Source organism: Pseudorhizobium marinum, from assembly GCF_000705355.1.
GTDB classification, from domain to species: domain Bacteria; phylum Pseudomonadota; class Alphaproteobacteria; order Rhizobiales; family Rhizobiaceae; genus Neorhizobium; species Neorhizobium pelagicum.
In genome coordinates, this window is record NZ_JMQK01000013.1 from 22,826 (window position 1) to 39,116 (window position 16,291).

General features: G+C 61.5%; 16 protein-coding genes and 1 pseudogene. 11 read left to right on the forward strand and 6 right to left on the reverse strand.

Annotated features, from left to right (window positions below):
- The first annotated feature begins 207 nt into the window (after nucleotides 1-207).
- Complete coding sequence (locus EO99_RS0115910; protein WP_029619614.1) at nucleotides 208-471, forward strand: AbrB/MazE/SpoVT family DNA-binding domain-containing protein; 264 nt, start codon at nucleotides 208-210, stop codon at nucleotides 469-471.
- On the forward strand, nucleotides 471-830 hold the full coding sequence (gene mazF / locus EO99_RS0115915; protein ID WP_029619615.1) for a type II toxin-antitoxin system toxin MazF: 360 nt from the start codon (nucleotides 471-473) through the stop codon (nucleotides 828-830). The genes EO99_RS0115910 and mazF overlap by 1 nt, the downstream gene beginning before the upstream one ends.
- A 145-nt stretch (nucleotides 831-975) precedes the next feature.
- Here mazF and EO99_RS0115920 read toward each other — a convergent pair whose 3' ends face one another.
- From EO99_RS0115920 to EO99_RS0115930, 3 genes are all read right to left on the reverse strand, one after another.
- The gene (locus EO99_RS0115920) at nucleotides 976-1,965 is read right to left on the reverse strand and encodes a quinone oxidoreductase family protein (protein WP_029619616.1); all 990 of its coding nucleotides are present in this window, start codon (nucleotides 1,963-1,965) and stop codon (nucleotides 976-978) included.
- A 954-nt stretch (nucleotides 1,966-2,919) separates the two neighbouring features.
- The gene (locus EO99_RS0115925; RefSeq protein WP_029619617.1) at nucleotides 2,920-3,270 is read right to left on the reverse strand and encodes an ethanolamine utilization protein; all 351 of its coding nucleotides are present in this window, start codon (nucleotides 3,268-3,270) and stop codon (nucleotides 2,920-2,922) included.
- Between the two features lie 70 nt (nucleotides 3,271-3,340).
- Complete coding sequence (locus tag EO99_RS0115930) at nucleotides 3,341-4,255, reverse strand: LysR family transcriptional regulator (protein WP_029619618.1); 915 nt, start codon at nucleotides 4,253-4,255, stop codon at nucleotides 3,341-3,343.
- 165 nt (nucleotides 4,256-4,420) lie between these two features.
- On the opposite strand from EO99_RS0115930, the gene EO99_RS0115935 reads away from it, so the two are divergent.
- Entirely contained in the window at nucleotides 4,421-5,317 is an 897-nt protein-coding gene (locus EO99_RS0115935) for a DMT family transporter (protein WP_029619619.1), read from the forward strand.
- A 393-nt stretch (nucleotides 5,318-5,710) separates the two neighbouring features.
- A complete protein-coding gene (locus tag EO99_RS0115940) occupies nucleotides 5,711-6,103 on the forward strand; it encodes a DUF1236 domain-containing protein (protein WP_029619620.1) in 393 nt (130 codons plus the stop codon).
- 453 nt (nucleotides 6,104-6,556) lie between these two features.
- Here EO99_RS0115940 and EO99_RS0115945 read toward each other — a convergent pair whose 3' ends face one another.
- Nucleotides 6,557-8,599: an ATP-binding protein gene (locus EO99_RS0115945; RefSeq protein WP_029619621.1), complete on the reverse strand. Its 2,043-nt coding sequence runs from the start codon at nucleotides 8,597-8,599 to the stop codon at nucleotides 6,557-6,559.
- Nucleotides 8,600-9,070: 471 nt separating this feature from the next.
- Complete coding sequence (locus EO99_RS0115950) at nucleotides 9,071-9,778, reverse strand: GntR family transcriptional regulator (protein WP_029619622.1); 708 nt, start codon at nucleotides 9,776-9,778, stop codon at nucleotides 9,071-9,073.
- A gap of 113 nt (nucleotides 9,779-9,891) precedes the next feature.
- On the opposite strand from EO99_RS0115950, the gene dctP reads away from it, so the two are divergent.
- The 7 genes from dctP to EO99_RS27505 all read left to right on the forward strand — a co-directional run bounded on the left by dctP (nucleotide 9,892) and on the right by EO99_RS27505 (nucleotide 15,893).
- Complete coding sequence (gene dctP, locus EO99_RS0115955) at nucleotides 9,892-10,917, forward strand: TRAP transporter substrate-binding protein DctP (protein WP_029619623.1); 1,026 nt, start codon at nucleotides 9,892-9,894, stop codon at nucleotides 10,915-10,917.
- 55 nt (nucleotides 10,918-10,972) lie between these two features.
- Complete coding sequence (locus tag EO99_RS0115960; protein WP_029619624.1) at nucleotides 10,973-11,494, forward strand: TRAP transporter small permease subunit; 522 nt, start codon at nucleotides 10,973-10,975, stop codon at nucleotides 11,492-11,494.
- Nucleotides 11,484-12,800 carry a TRAP transporter large permease gene (locus tag EO99_RS0115965; protein WP_029619625.1) on the forward strand — a complete coding sequence of 439 codons (1,317 nt, stop codon included), beginning with the start codon at nucleotides 11,484-11,486 and terminating at the stop codon, nucleotides 12,798-12,800. The genes EO99_RS0115960 and EO99_RS0115965 overlap by 11 nt, the downstream gene beginning before the upstream one ends.
- 10 nt (nucleotides 12,801-12,810) lie before the next feature.
- Nucleotides 12,811-12,984: a hypothetical protein gene (locus EO99_RS27500; RefSeq protein WP_156034841.1), complete on the forward strand. Its 174-nt coding sequence runs from the start codon at nucleotides 12,811-12,813 to the stop codon at nucleotides 12,982-12,984.
- A gap of 4 nt (nucleotides 12,985-12,988) precedes the next feature.
- Entirely contained in the window at nucleotides 12,989-14,725 is a 1,737-nt protein-coding gene (gene araD, locus EO99_RS0115975; protein WP_029619626.1) for an L-arabinonate dehydratase, read from the forward strand.
- Nucleotides 14,726-14,747: 22 nt separating this feature from the next.
- On the forward strand, nucleotides 14,748-15,473 hold the full coding sequence (locus EO99_RS0115980; protein ID WP_029619627.1) for a ribonuclease activity regulator RraA: 726 nt from the start codon (nucleotides 14,748-14,750) through the stop codon (nucleotides 15,471-15,473).
- Between the two features lie 252 nt (nucleotides 15,474-15,725).
- On the forward strand, nucleotides 15,726-15,893 hold the full coding sequence (locus EO99_RS27505) for a hypothetical protein (protein WP_156034843.1): 168 nt from the start codon (nucleotides 15,726-15,728) through the stop codon (nucleotides 15,891-15,893).
- 80 nt (nucleotides 15,894-15,973) lie between these two features.
- Here EO99_RS27505 and EO99_RS0115985 read toward each other — a convergent pair.
- Nucleotides 15,974-16,276: pseudogene (locus tag EO99_RS0115985) on the reverse strand (ABC transporter ATP-binding protein); the annotation flags it as partial.
- Nucleotides 16,277-16,291: the final 15 nt, after the last annotated feature.

Consider the following 16,291-nt stretch of genomic DNA (forward strand, 5'->3'; position numbering starts at 1 on the left):
AGGAGATGGCTATTGCGCCCTCACGCCAGTCGCCACCCGTTTCCTGCTTCAGCGCAGAGATCCGCAATGGGTCAGCCGACAGACGCCTGCTTCGACGCGTGACAGTTCAAGCGAAGCCAGGAGCTAACAATATCCATGAAGCTTGCGAGGTACCTTGTTGCATTCAAATAATGTGCTATTTAAGTAGCACACACTGGAGTTCATCAGATGAGTAACACAGCAAAGATTCGCCGTCAGGGCGGCGCGACCGTATTTAGCATTCCTCCCGCGCTTTTGAAGATGCTCGGCGTCGAAGTCGGCACAGAATTGACCTTGGTTGTCAGGAATGGGTCTCTTGTGGCGACCCCGAAGCAGGGAAAGAAAAGATATACGCTGGCCGAGCTGCTCGAAGGAGCAGATGAAATGGTTGCGCTCAATAAAGAAGCGGCCTCCTGGAATGTTGGCGCGCCCGTTGGTAACGAAGTGTTCTGATGGTTCGGAGCAACATTCCAAAGCGTGGCGACGTCTTTATCGTCGATCTTAATCCCGTTGTCGGCAATGAAATGAGGGATGACCATCGCTGTGTCGTGATCACCCCTCGTGAAATCAATATGGTCGGCATGTGCCTTGCAGTTCCCATTACGACGGGCGGTGCGTTCACCCGCAAAGCCGGTCTTGCCGTCAATATCTCAGGCCACAAGACGACCGGTGTGGCTCTTTGCAATCAGGTAAGAGCGCTCGATATCCTGGAACGGGTGAAGCAAAGGACTGCCAAACATGTCGACACGCTGGACGCCTCCACCATTGACGAAATTGTCGCCAGAGTGGTTAGCATGATCGACCCTGCTTAGTCGGCCAACGCACGTCGGCCGAGAAACATCACTTTACATCTGCCTATCGCATCCGAAGGGATGCCATGCGCCTTTAATCCGGTTTGTGGCAACTGCTCCATATTGTCGCTTTGATCTCTGAAGGAGATGCAATTCCTCTCATGCGTCAGGCACGCCCGCCATGCGGGCGAAGTATCACCGGGCCGCGAGATTTACCGCTCTCTATAGCCTGATGCGCTGCGGCAGCCTCACGGAGAGGGAACTCCCTCCAGAAGTCAGTCGAGAAGATGCCTTCGCTGGCCGCATCAAGAACGTCGGTGGCTCGCTCTTTGTACTCCTTGACATCGGTCGCATGTGCTGCGAGCCCCGGACGGGTCAGGTATAAGGAGCCCTTGGCGTTAAGAATTGCAACTTCGACGGGTGGAGGCGCACCGGTGGAGGCACCGAAGGAAACCATCAGGCCGCGCGGGCGCAGACTGTTGATGGAGGCTTCGAAAGTCAACTTGCCCACGCCGTCATAGACGACATCCGCTTTTTGTCCGTACGTGAAGGCGGTAACCTTCTCCGCGAGGTCGCCTTCCCCCCAAACCAGGACTTCGTCGCATCCAAGCATCCGGGCCCGGTCGACGCTCGACCCTTTCGAGACCACGCCGATCACTGTCGCGCCGAGGTGCTTCGCCCAGGGTGTCATGATCTGGCCGAGCGCTCCGCCAACGCCATAGAGCAATACGACCGTCCCCTGTTTTACCTGATAGGTGGACTTCAGGAGGTACTGCGCCGTTATGCCCTTGAATAGGACGGTCGCAGCGATGTCAGGTGTCACACCCGGCGGCAACGGGATGACCCTATCGGCCGAAATCGTCCGGCTCTGCGAGTAGGCACCCAAGGGGCCGAGGATGTAGGCGGCACGATCCCCCGCCTTGAGGTCCGTCACAGACGAGCCGACTGCACTGACGATACCAGCACCCTCAAGGCCCAGGCCCGAGGGTAGAGGGACCTTGACCGCGCCGTTCCTCTGGGTGATGTCGAGGTAGTTCACGCCGATGGCTTCGTGTTCGATGACAACATCATTTGCTCCAGGCGCGACGGCATCGACTTCTGTGGCGTGCAGCACTTCGGCCCCCCCGGTCTCGGTGAAGCGGATTGCAACGGGCATGTGGAACCTCCCTGACAGTGAATTTCAGGGGCCTGTGCCCCGGCAGACGCTCAGACACGTGATCGGAACAAGGATGCCCCAACCGTCGGTGATCGTCGAAGGGGGATGCTACATGAACAACGCCCGATTTACATGGCCCCCCGATGTCCGCGTCCAGATTAATCTTCGGACCGCCCGTTCTCTCCAGGAAGGCGGCAACGGCAAGATTGCGTCGCTTAGGCAGACGATCCTTTCCGGTCGCGGCCAACGCACCCCGCATTTCCTACCGTGTTAGATCGGCCGCAAGCTGGAGCCCCCGGGCTGCTGCCGCCAGCCGCCCGGGTGATATCAAATACGCGGCATCGAAGCCCGTATCTTCCCCGCGCATCCTTACAATCTCACAATCCTTGTCTCGGTCTGCCGCGACGGAGATAGCGACGCGGTCTGCGCTACCTGCAGGCTTGCCCTTCCGCGCGAAGGAATCTGGTCCGGTGGCGTTCCATGCCTTCGCGGTCGGGCGACCCGGTTGCTCCGACACCCATACGCAAACGTCATCAGACTGACAGCAGCTTCGACGTCTACAAAGCGAGCCAGCCGCATGAAAATGGCGTGTCGGTCAGCATGGGACATGCATGGGAGCAGGAACGATCGGATCAAAGCGTTTCTCGTGCAGGAAAAGCGTAGACTGCCACAGAACTGTACCATCGGGGTCATCACCTTCTGCACGGTGACCGTGAGCTGGCTTCCAAGGGTCAGGCTTCCACCGGGGGCGATTCATTCTTCGGCACTCAAGGAGGCATGCCTCGACCATCGTCTTCCGACGCCGGCGTCACGTGTGGGAAGGCATGACACCTCGCTGCCTCCCTTGATCGCGGCAATGCCGGGATTGTAGGAGGAGCTTGCATCTGGTGAGACGCCTCGGCTGCAAGTGTTGCTGGCTCAGATGCCTTTCCCCTTCTCTCGGTAAGCGTAGGTTCAGCCGCGCGCCTCCTGCCAATGCGGGTAGGTCACATAGGCGGTCACCGCTCCTTCCTCGTGAGAGCGGATGGTGACAGCCCCGCCCTGCGGCATATAGATCACCTCACCCGGCCCCGCGGTGACTGTGGCGGAGTCGGTCGAGACCGTCAGCCGTCCCTCGAGGACCACCATGGTGTCGTGGACGGTCATGGTTTCCGAAAGGTTCTGGAGCGGGCCGTAGCGACCGAAGCCAATCGTGACAGGGCCGCCGTGGCGCTGATCAATCACATTGCCAGCAAAGATGTCGCCTTCCTGGCCGGGCGAGCGCTCCAGCAAGGCATCGGATACCGAGAACTTCTGGACATTCATGAGAACTCTCCATGTTGCAGATACATGCACGGCGTCAACGCAAAAACCCCCGGGTGGGTTCAGCCGCCACTCAACTTGCCAGAACCAGACCACCGTGGCGGCTGATCTCGCTGCGGATCTCCGCCACCAGCGTATCCAGCGCCGGATTGCGGGCCTTGCGTGCGCGCCGCACCACATAGGCGAGACCGGGCGGCTGCGGCAGGCCCTCGGCGATCACCTGCATGTCGGGCCGCAGGTGGCGCTCGTTGAGGAGCGCCACCCCGAGGCCGGCGGTCACCGCCGACACGATGCCCGCGGCGCTGGAGCATTCGAAGACGGTTTCCAGCACCATGCCGCCGTGCCGGCCACCCTCCCCACTGCCGTTCTGGCCGAACGTGAGGGCCCATTGGCGGTAGAAGCAGCTCTCGTCGAAGGAAAGAAAGGGAACCGCACCTTCCTGGGGCAGCGGCAGATCGGGATGCTTGACCCAGAAGAGGCTTTCGCGAAAGAGCACCACATCGGCCGGACGCACCTCATGGATGAAGAGCTGGACAATCGCGGCATCGAGTTCGCCCTGTTCCAGCATGGCGCGCAGCACGGTACTCATGCGCACCCGGGTGCGCACCGAGACCGCCGGATGCAGGCGGCGGAAGCGGCCGAGGATGCGGGCAAGGTCGCTGCAGGTGGTGTCTTCCGTCAGTCCGAGCATCAGGCGTCCGGTGAGCGCCGTCTTCGACAGGCTGAGAAGCGCTTCGTCATGCAGTCCGAGGATGCGTGACGCGTAGCCCAAGAGGTCCTCCCCCTCGGCCGTGAACAGGGGCGCGCCGGGTCGGCGGCTCAGGAGGTCGCAGCCAAGGCTCGTCTCCAGCCGCCTGATCTTGTGGCTGACTGCCGACTGCGACAACCCCAGCGCTTCGGCGGCGCGGGTGACGCCGCCGTGGTTGCGGATCGCCGACAGGACGCGCAGCGCATCTATCTCCAGGCGTCGGTTGTTCAACTCGCGCATCGGTTCATCGCCATCTCTTGTCGATCGGACTGTGCCGCACGCCGCGCTCGGTTTCAACTTACAATGACGACTGAAAATGCCGGGTCATGCACCGATCGATATTTGTCATGTGATGGCCGCTCACACTTGCCCTAGATGGGGTGTGCATCAGACGCTCGAGGCCGCATGACCGATCAGTTTCTTTCTTCCCCCGCAGAGAAATCCGCTCGCCTGCTGTGGCCGCTGATGGCGGCGCTGCTGATCATCGGCTGGAGCTCCGGCTTCGTGGGCATCCGCTATGCCAGCGAAGAGGCGAACGTGGCGCTGCTGCTCTTCTGGCGCACGCTCATCTCCGGGCTGATCCTGCTGCCGTTCGCGATCGCCTTCGGACCGAAACTGCAGTGGCGCGGCATCCGCGAGCAGATGCTCTTCGGCGTCATGTCGGTTTTCCTCTATCTCGGCGGCTTTGCGCTGGCGATCGAGCAGCGGGTGCCGACAGGTCTCGTGGCGCTGATCTCGGATCTCGTGCCGCTGGCAATCGCGGCGCTGTCACAGCCGGTGCTTGGAGAACCGCTGAGCCGGCGGCAGTGGCTCGGGACCGCGATCGCCGTCTCCGGCGTGCTGATCGTCTCCTTCAATACGTTGAGCTTCGGCACGGCGCCGCTCTGGGCCTATGGCGTGACGGTCGCCTCGATGCTGGTCTTCGCGCTCGCGTCCGTGCTCTACCGGCGCCGGCGGACGCAGCCGATGCCGGTGCACCAGAGCCTTTGCATCCACAGCCTGACCGGCTCGCTGCTCTTCGGCCTCTGCGCGCTGCTTCAGGGCGGGCTTGCGCCGCCGATGACGCCGGACTTCGCCATCGGCATCGCCTGGCTGGTGCTGATCGCGACCTTCATGGCCTACGGCATCTATTACAAGAGTCTGCGGATGTTTCCCGTCGCCAAGGTGAGTGCCGCCATCTATCTCAGCCCGCCCGTCACCATGCTCTGGGCCTGGGCGCTGTTTTCCGAACCGTTGACGGTCGCGATGTTCTTCGGACTTGCAGTGACGCTGGTGGGCGTCTGGATGACGTCGCACAGCTGAGGACCTTCGCCCATCCCCATCCCTTTCCCTTTCTCCGGCGGTTTCTCAGGCCCCTCGGCGGCCAACCGCTTGCCAAGACCCTGGTCTCGGCGCAGGGCGTGGTCGGCGGCCGGCGATCTTCCTCGGGCATCGGCGGCGACGCGGCCATGCCGCAGATGCGCTTCCCGACAGCGGGCGCGCCCTGACTCGACGATTCCGCTCCGCCGCCGCAGCCCAGGTGTTGCTGTTCATGAGATGTTCAGTTGACGTGCCGGATCGCCAGAAGGCCGCGGCCCGCGCTCTCAAAGATCTGACACGCGTGCCGGTGCGCGAGTGTCAGACCTAAGTCCTACGGCGGAACGCGGCGCGTCCAACATCGTTCTATAGCCAGCCACAACCAAAGAGGAGATGGCCATGAAAACGATTATCATTGCAGCGGCATCAGTCGCAATGTTCACCACCGGCGCCATGGCACAGGAAGGCGCCACGAGTGGTATGGTCGGCGGCGCTGCTACTGGCGCAGTTGTGGGCGGCCCGGTCGGCGCGGCCGTCGGCGGCATTGCCGGGGCAGTAATTGGCTCGGCGATCGATCCACCACCAGAACAGGTTGTCACCTATGTCCGCGAACAGCCCGTGCCGGCCCAGCCCATCGTGGTCGAGCAGGAGATCGCCGTTGGCCAGCCCCTGCCACGGACGGTCGTGCTGACGCCCGTTCCTGAGGCCCCCCAGTATGCCTACACTTACGTCAATGAGCGCCGGGTGATCGTAAACCCGCAGGACTACACTGTCGTACAGGTTCTCGAATGAACCTGGCGCTACGAAAGACTGAATGTCCGGGGGTCACCACCCCGGACTTTCTCTGACTGCCAGCAGCGGCGGGTTCGAGCTCGTTGAAGGGCCCGCCACCACTCGCCAACGCAGGCTGCAGCAGAACAAGGACCCAGAAATAAAACTCGGGCTTGGAGGGAGGCTCTCTTGTCGCTTCCGCCAACAGTCCAGGTCTCCTTATCGTCGCCAGTCACCTTGGGCTCACCAAGGACCAGGGAAACGTTGCCAACGACGTTGGAAAATGTCCCCACAGCAGAGGCGACCGTCTTGGCATCAATGGGTGTGCCGGTTGTTGGGAAGAGCGAACTGATTGATGGTTTGGAAATCGGCTCGACCTGATGGTCAGCCGTGCCGCAGTTCCCATCTTGGATCGAGCCTGCCGTAGCAGATACCTCCGGGTTCCCGCCCTTCTGATGACGAGCATCGACCGTCTCATGTGGCCTTCAAGGGGATGACATTGGTGGAGTTGACGGCACCCCGTGCTTTGGCGAATGCGTCGGCGAGTTCCTCCGTCTTGAACGGCTTGGCCACGACCGGACGACCCAGGTCAGATCCTCCCTCCAGTTTGTCACTGTAGCCCGTCATCAACACCACCGGCAGGCGGCGGTCCGTCTGCGCAATATGTGCCGCCAGCTCTATTCCCGACATGCCTGGCATCATGATGTCGCTCAGAACTGCTTCCAGGTCAGGGCGCTGCCGGAGCAGTCTGAGAGCCTGACTGCCGTCCGAAGCACTCACGATCTCAGGTATCAACGTCTCCAGTGACAAACGGACGGATTCCAGTGACGATGGGGTATCATCGACGATCAGGATCGAGCGAGGAAGTTCGTTGGCCGCCGCGTCGACGGCGTCCTGACCGGGTCGTTCCTCGCGCGATCTCGGAAGGAGGATGGTAAAGGCACTCCCGCGGCCAGGAAGACTTACCGCGCTTACAGAGCCTCCACTCCCCTTGGCAAAGCTGTGAACCTGGGTCAGTCCCAGACCGGCGCTGCCCTTCTTCTCGGAGTAGAACGGCTCGAACACCCGCCTGAGCGCATCGGCGGCAATTCCGGTCCCGGTGTCTGCCACAGTGATTGCCACGAATTCGCCCCGCAGCTCCGGGTCTTCCGCCCGGCCATCGGCGACGTTTCTCGTTGATATCCGGAGCTCGCCCCCGCTGGTCATTGCCTCTCTTGCGTTTGTAGCAAGGTTGATGAGCGCGATTTCCAGCGCTGCCGGATCGGCATGCACGGACCATGTCTCAGGCGCCACGTCTGTTACGATTACGATCGAATCGTTCGCCGCTTGCTGGAGAAGAGGGAGGGTTTCGGCAAGCTTAACGTCCAGATCAATGCGTTCGGCGCCTTGGTTCGAACGCCGGGAGAAGGAGAGCAGCCGCTGCGTGATTGTCTTGCCTCTCGCAACTCCGCTCGCCATATGGGTCAAAAGCTGCGTCACTCGCTGCTCGTCGTGCCGCCGTCTCGAAATGCCATCGACGCCGGATTGGAACACCATCAGGAGATTGTTGAAGTCGTGCGCCGCCTGCCCTGTCAACTTTCCAAGTGCGTCCATGCGCTGCCAATTGGCAATTGTCTCACGCTCTCGATTTCTGGCGCGGGCTTCACGCAAGAACAGCAGAGCAGCTGATCCAGACAGCAAAAGGGTGAAGCAACTCGCGCCGGCAAGCAGCAGCGATGCCTTTCGAGAGAGCGCCTGATATTCCGATACCGGCAGACCTACCCTCACCCGCCAAGGAGTCCCTTGAAGAGCGGCCTCTGCAACCCGAAGCTCCACACCGTCATTGAGCCGACCCAGACCGAACCCCGATCCCGAAAACGTGGCAAAGGCTGTGGCCTCACCGCCGGCCAGTGCGGGCGCACCGGTTGAAGTAACGAGACGGCCTCGCCCGTCCAGAACCCAGGCCGCCCACGATGGCGGCAGGCCGTTCCCATAAAGAAGATCGGTAACGATGGTCGGTCGGATGACGGCGGACAGAACCGCCCTCACCCGATCCTCTCTGGAAATCGGCACCCTCACCGCAAAGGCGGCATTGCCGCCCGGGCCAAGGGCAATGTCGCCAACGACAGGCGCACCGTCTCGGACGACTATCTCATGACTAGGGAGGTCGACCACGCGGCGCGCAGTGCCGTCCTTCATCGGTGGCACCGCCAAGAGGACATCGCCCTCCTTATCCGATATGCGAACCTGCTCCCATTCGGGGATCCGCTCTCTCATGCGACGCACGATTTCCGTGAAGGGCCTTCGCGATATCGGTGGGTCCAGGCGGGGCGATTCCGCAACCACCGTCAACAGCTTGACTTGAGAGTCCAGTTCGCGTTGCAGCGCCGCAGCCAGGACGCTCGCCCGCTCGTGCACCTCATTGTCCAGATCTCTCTGTTGTTCCTGGATGAAATATCGCCCAACCGCCGCCGCCAGGACGATAACCGGGATCAGGGACGCGATCAGGAGAAGGAGGGCGGGTCGGGTTCTACTCAATGTGCACCTGCAGGGCTCAAGCCTCCGGGTAGCAAGTATCCTGATATTCAGCCGCTGCAACACCAATTGACATCACGGCTTCGTGAGGACAGAGATCTCTCCGCAAGCCGCTCGATGGGGATTTCTTCCAACCGCGTTCACGGCCGCTGGCGAGAAGATAGCGACACTGATGACGCGCATTTCTTCTGCCCCGATCGCGTTATAGAGAACCTTTTGCAATTTCATCAATCGTCGTCACCGTGCATCTTTCCAATATCGGATCTGACCTTTGTGCACGAGAGCGCGTCGCCGTTGAAGTAGCAAAGGAAGACCTTGCTCCTCCGATACGCTTGCGCGCTTCCATGGCGCGATGATCCAAGGCACGTCGGGCAAGGCGACGCCGGCTCGTGAAGCTCCATTTTGGGTTCGGCACGGCGTGCAGGAGAAAATGGCACCCACGACCCAATGAACGGGCGCGTCTGCGATAGCATGTCAGAAAAACTGCGGATGAGCCCGCTGGATCTCGTCGACCTTAGCCAGCGTACCGGAAAGATGCCGGCGCACCGCCTCCTGTGCGGATGAAAGTTCTTGCGCCTGAAGGTGAGTGACGATCTCTCGGTGCGCGGCCAGAATGGTTGCGGCCTTGCCTGGATCCATGAGATTAAGCTTGCGCAGGCGATCGATATGCCCTGAGCGGGACTGGATAAGCGACCAGAGGTCGGGGACGCCGGCGGCCTCGAACATCAGGCGATGGAACTGCCTGTCGAGAAGAGCGAACCGTTCAAGGTCCTCGTCAATATTGACCGCTGTCTCCTGCAGTTGCACCAGGCGCGCTGCTTGATCTATGGCAGGATGGGCGGGCTCCGTCGACAGCGTCCGCACGACTTCAAGCTCAAGCGACATGCGCAGGAATTGCGTTTCGCGGGCATGGCGCAGGTCGATCCGGGTCACCTCCGTCTTCGATTGCGGATAGACCACCACCAGCCCCTCTTTTTCCAGCATCTGCAGCGCGTCGCGCACAGGCGTCTGGCTCACACCGTAAGCCTCGGCCAGCTCGTTGCGCGACAACTGCAGAGCCGGAGGCAGCTCAAGCGCGATGATACGCTCCCGCAATTGCTCATAAAGCTGATGCGAGGTCGACGTCCTGCGGATCGGGATGTTCGCGACCGGCGCGGCTTCGCGGTGGGGCAATGTCGTCATCTGGTGTCCTTTATTGCCTCAATATAGCGCACCCGTTGACAGTGCGAAACTAATATATTAGTGCATTTGTTACGGGGATGGAGGTCCTCGATCGTTTTCACAGGGAGGATTCCATGCACCTGAAACACGCTCTTCTTGCCGGCATCGCTGTCGCCGGCCTCTCTTCGGCAGCCAATGCCGAGACATACTCGATCCAGTCGTCGTTCAATGCCGGCGATTTTTCGATGCAGTATCTCACCGAGAACTGGCTGCCGAAGATCTCCGAGATGACCGACGGTCGCGTCGAGATCACCTTGACCCCCAATGCATCTGTCGTACCCGCCAAGGATACGATCGAAGCCGTTTCAGCCGGCGTTCTGGACGGCGACTTCACGTCCGTGAACTACTTTTCCGGCATCGAGCCGGCCTTCGCCATCATGGCCGATCTCATTTCAGGTTACGATACTCCCGCGCAGATGCTCGACTTCTGCAAGGAAGACCGCGGCGAGGAAATTCAGCAGAAGATCCTCGATGACGTCACCGGTGGCGAAGTGCACCTCATCGCCTGCGGCCCTTACAGCCGCGAATCGTTGCCGGCGCGAACGGCCATCCGGACGTTCGAAGATCTCAAAGGCAAGAAGATCAGGGCACCGGAAGGTCTGGCCTCGGCCGTGTTCGCCGCGGCGGGCGCCAGCCCCGTCTCCATTCCGTTCTCGGAAGTCTATGGCGCCCTAGAAAAGGGCATCGTCGATGCCGCCGATGCGTCCGCCTATGTCAACAATGTCGCTACCGGCCTGCATGACGTCGCGCCCTTCCCGCTTTATCCCGGCATCCACTCGATGCCGCTGATGCAGTTCACCATGAACACGGAGACGTGGGAGGATCTTTCCGCCGAAGATCAGACGGCCTTGCGTGACTGGTGGTACGCCGCCATGCAGGACCTGACCAAGGTGGTCGATCAGCAGGACCAGGAGAAGGCGAAGGCCGATGGCGCCGGCGGCAAGATCGAAGTCATCGACTGGGCTCAGGAAGATCGCGACCAGTTGCGCGAAGTCGCCCGCGCCGAATGGCTGAAATTTGCCGAGAAAAGCGACCTGGCTCAGGAGGCTCTGGATGCCAACCTCGCCTACATGAAGAAGATCGGCCTCCTCAAAAACTGATCACGCACCCGGCCGAACTCGGCCGGGCCCTTCACCTGTCGCAATCGAGGGGACCATGAAAGATCTTCTTGCGCGCTACGCCTCATCCATGGACCGCGTCAGCGTCTTTGTCGGGCATAGCTGCTCTGTCTTGTTCTTTGCCTGCATCGTCGCATCGGCCCTCGAAGTGGTCATGCGATATGGCTTCGACCGGCCCACGAGTTGGTCCACCGAGCTTTCGATGACGCTTTGTGCCACCGCATGGGTGCTGGCGGTCGGCTATGTCACCGAGCGCAACCGCCACATCTCCATCACCATGCTGGAGCTGCTGGTCGGCCCGCGTGTCTGGCGTCTCTTTCGTCTTCTTCAGCTGCTGGCCGCACTCGTTGCCGTCTCTCTCCTCGCACGCGCCGTCTGGGGGCCTGCGATGAAGGTCCTTTCGCGTCCGGAATTTTCCGGCACGGCCATGAACTCCCTGCAGCCAAGCTATCTCAAGGTCCTGCTCCTTACCGGTTGCGTGCTCTACCTGCTGCAGCTCCTCGCCAACATCATTCGCTGGTTCCAGCGTACGGAAAAGGACAGCTTCGGTGGGCATTGAATACATCACCCTCCTGATCGTCGGATCGCTGCTGGCCCTGATGGCCATCGGCATCCCGCTTGGCATCACGACGCTGCTCGTCTCGCTTGGTACCGCCCTTCTCTACTTCGGGGAACGAGCCGGCTTCTTCATCGTCTCGGCCAATGTCACCGAAGTCCTGCACAAATACGAGCTGATCTCGGTGCCGTTCTTCGTGTTCATGGCCAATATCCTCGAACGTTCCGGGATAGCGCACTCGCTCTTCGAGTCGATGGCGATCATCGGCGGCCGGTTCCGCGGCTCCGTTGGTGTTCAGACCTGCATCGTCGCCGTCATCCTCGCGGCCATGTCGGGCATCATGGGCGGCGAGATCGTCATGCTGGGCCTCATCGCGCTGCCGCAGATGCTCCGCCTGGGGTACGACAAGAAACTCGCGATCGGGATCATCTGCGCCGCCGGGGCCCTTGCAACCCTCATCCCGCCATCTGTCGTGCTGATCGTCTACGGTCTTGCGGCACAGGTTTCCATCACGGCGCTTTTCGCCGCTTCGCTTGGCCCGGGGCTGCTGCTCGCCTCGCTCTACATCATCTATATCCTCATCCGGGTGCGGCTTAACCCGGCGATGGCGCCGATCTACGACATCCCCGAGACCCGTCTCCCCTTCGTCAAGCGGCTGCCGTTCCTGAAGGGCGTCATCCTTCCCGGCCTCCTGATCGGCGCCGTTCTCGGAATCATCTACTCCGGCATCGCAACCGTCACCGAGGCTGCGGCCGTCGGCGCGGTCGGCGCCATCGTCGTGGCCGCAGCGCGCCGGGAGCTCTCCTGGGTGATGATGCGCGATGCGATGCGACAGACGGTCCTGACTGTCGGCTCGATCATCTGGCTCGTGCTCGGTGCCGTCGCCCTGATTGGCATCTACAACCGCATCGGCGGAGGAGAATTCCTGCGCGGCATCCTGACCTCGCTCGACGTCCCCCCGCTTGCCGTCATCATTGTCATGATGCTGATCGTGATGGTGCTCGGGACCTTCCTCGAGTGGATTGCGATCCTGTTCATCACGGTGCCGATCTTTGCGCCGGTCGTCATCGACCTCGGTTTCGATCCGATCTGGTTCGGCGTGCTCTTCGCCATGAATATCCAGATCTATTATCTCTCGCCACCCTTCGGGCCTGCCTGCTTCTTCCTGAAGTCGGTCGCTCCGAAAGAGGTCAGCCTGCAGGATATCTTTGCCGCCGTCCTTCCGTTCATCGCCCTGCAGGTGGTCGGGCTGACGCTGGTGCTGTTCTTTCCGCAGATCGCCCTCTTCATTCCGAGCCTGTTGAACTGAGGAGCCGACGATGAGCGATCACGACGACACCAACCGCAATCTCATGAGGGGCGACGAAGACATCGCGCCGACGGAGTTCTCGGTCGACGAAACTGCGGAGGCGGACTTCGGCAACTGGCCCGAAGTCATCGGAGCTGCCGCCACCGTCCTCCTCATCTGGTTTACCTTTGCATTCACTGGATAACGCCATGACCCGCCGCAAGACCTATGACCAATTGCGTTCAGCCCGCTGGATGGTGCCGGACGACCAGCGCTCCTTCGGGCACCGCTCACGGACCATGCAGATGGGCTATGACCCGCACGATTGGGAGGGCAAGCCAATCATCGCGATCATCAACACCTGGTCCGATGCGCAGCCTTGCCACATGCACTTCAAGGATCGCGTCGAGTGGGTGAAGCGCGGCGTCCTGCAGGCGGGCGGGTTCCCGATGGAACTCCCGGCGCTCTCGCTGTCGGAAAACTTCGTCAAGCCGACGACCATGCTCTACCGCAATATGCTGGCGATGGAGACGGAGGAACTGCTGCGCTCGCATCCGATCGACGGCGCGGTCCTCATGGGCGGATGTGACAAGACCACGCCAGGTCTCGTCATGGGAGCGCTCAGCATGGGGCTTCCCTTCGTCTACCTGCCGGCGGGCCCCATGCTGCGTGGCAACTGGGCCGGCAAGCACCTCGGCTCCGGCACTGACGGGTTCAAGTTCTGGGACGAGCGTCGTGCCGGGACGATCTCGAAGGAGGAATGGCAGGGCATCGAAGGCGGCATCGCACGATCCTACGGGCACTGCATGACAATGGGCACGGCCAGCACGATGACGGCGATTGCCGAAGCCATGGGCCTGACGCTGCCCGGCGCCTCCTCCATTCCCGCAGCCGATGCCGGACACCAGCGCATGTCGACCCAGTGCGGGCGCCGGATCGTCGACATGGTCTGGGAGGACCTGACGCCGGACCAGATCGTGACCCCTGCCGCCGTCACCAACGCCGTGACTGTCGCCATGGCGACAGGCTGCTCGACCAACGCCATCATCCACCTGATCGCCATGGCACGCCGTGGCGGCGTGCCGCTGGAGCTGGACGATCTCGACCGCGTCGGCCGCACGACGCCCGTCATCGCCAACATCCGGCCCTCCGGGACAACCTACTTGATGGAGGACTTCTATTACGCGGGCGGCCTGCGGGCATTGATGAAGCAGCTCGGCGACAAGCTGGATTCCAGCGCGATCACCGTGACGGGACAGCCGCTGACCGAAGGGCTCGAACTGGTCAAGGTGTGGAACGACGATGTCATCCGCCCACTTTCCAACCCAGTCTATCATGAGGGTTCGCTGGCCGTCCTGAAAGGCAATCTCTGCCCCGACGGCGCGGTAATCAAACCGGCCGCCTGCGACCGCAAGTTCCACCACCACCGTGGCCCCGCACTGGTGGCCGACAGCTATGCGGAGCTGAAGACGATCATCGACGATCCGGACTATCCGATGACGCCGGATACGGTTCTAGTGCTGCGCAATGCCGGTCCGCAGGGCGGGCCGGGCATGCCGGAATGGGGCATGATCCCGATGCCGAAGGCACTTCTGAAGCTCGGGCTGCGTGACATGGTACGCATCTCCGACGCCCGGATGTCCGGCACCTCGTTCGGCGCCTGTGTCCTCCATGCAGCCCCGGAGGCCTATGTCGGCGGCCCGCTTGCCTTGCTGGAGACGGGCGACATGGTCGAGCTGGATATTCCAAATCGGAGCTTGAACATGCTTGTCTGCGATGCCGAACTGGAGGTCCGCCGTGCGGCCTGGGTCGCCCCTGAGCCTCGCTACGGCCGCGGCTACGGCCTGATGTTTACCAAGCACATCGAGCAGGCCGACAAGGGCTGCGACTTCGATTTCCTCAAAACCGACTTCGGCCCCAAGGTCGAGGAGCCAGCGATCAACTGACGTTCCAGATCCGGAGAACAAGATGTCCGACTACGTGCTTTCCGACGACACCCGCAACAAGCTGATGAGGATCTCAACCGCATCGGTCGCGACCGCGCTCTACAAGCGGGGCCTTCGCAACCAGTTCATTCAGGGCGTCCAGCCGGTGTCCTGGAAGGGGCGCAACATGGTCGGTCAGGCCTTCACGCTGCGCTACATTCCGGCGCGGGAGGACCGCAACCCGATCACCGTCTTCCGCAATGCCGACCACCCGCAGCGCGTCGCCGTCGACACCTGTCCCGAAGGCTGGGTGCTGGTCATGGACAGCCGCAAGGACGCCCGTGCGGCCTCGGCAGGCTCCATCCTGGTCACCCGCCTCGCGATGCGCGGCTGCGCCGGCGTCGTCTCGGATGGAGGATTTCGAGACGCAGACGGGATCGGAAAGCTGGACATGCCGGCCTATCACCAGCGTCCGTCGGCTCCCACCAACCTCACCCTGCATGAGGCGCTCGACATCAACGTCCCCATATCCTGTGGCGATGCCCCCGTCTTCCCAGGCGACGTGCTCCTGGGCGATGGTGATGGGGTCATGGTGATCCCAGCCCATCTTGCCGAAGAAATCGCAGACGAATGCAGCGGGATGGAAAGCTTCGAAGACTTTGTCCTTGAACAGGTCAACAACGGTGCCTCGATCATTGGTCTCTATCCCGCGACAAACGCCAAGGTGCAGGCAGACTTTGTAGAGTGGCAAAGGCGGGAGGGACGCTGAGCCAAATCAGGACTGGTCATCTACAAATGCAAGGACGGGCAAATTGGTGAGACAGTCCCTCTCCTTGCAACAGGAAGAAGCAAGAGATGCAGGTGGCAGCTTCCGGATAAGGTGAGCTGCCAGTTCAGCGTCTAACATGGGGCGCAAAGCCGTGGTTCAGGTTGAGAAACTTGGCATTCCCAGTGCGGCAGGACGAGCTCTTTGCCTTGGCGGGAACCGCACTGCAGGCCGGCCGCGGAAACGGGGGAATTCATGTATCGGTTGCATTCATCAGACGCGCAACAAAGCTTCGTCTGCATCGTCTCCGTGATCGGCAGTCTCTTTGTCGCTGACCGCTTCGAGCGCTCCATCGTCAACCCAACCGCTACGCCGTTGCAGCGATGGGCGATTGGAAAAGCGAAACTCTGGGCATCGGCCTGATCAGGCGCAAGCGTCGGGGAGAGTGCTTCACCAGATCCTCATACATCACTACGAAGGATCTTTGACGTGAACGTGGCAGTTCAAAGAGAGGTTGATGCCAACAATTCGCGCGAATATGCGGCGTGGACCGTTCCCGACCGCAGGTCGTTTTGCGTCAGTTCGTCTACGAACACGCCCTCCTGCATGACAAGAACCCGATCGCACATGTGCCCGATGACAGCCATGTCGTGGCTGACCAGGACATAGGTTAGGTTACCCTCGTCCCGCTGGTCGGCCAGAAGATTGAGCAGTTCAGCCTGGATAGAAACGTCGAGCGCCGAGGTCGGTTCGTCCAGCAGCAGGACGGGCGGCGCCAGCATCAGTGCACGCGCAGATCGAAATCGCTACCGGAGCGAACG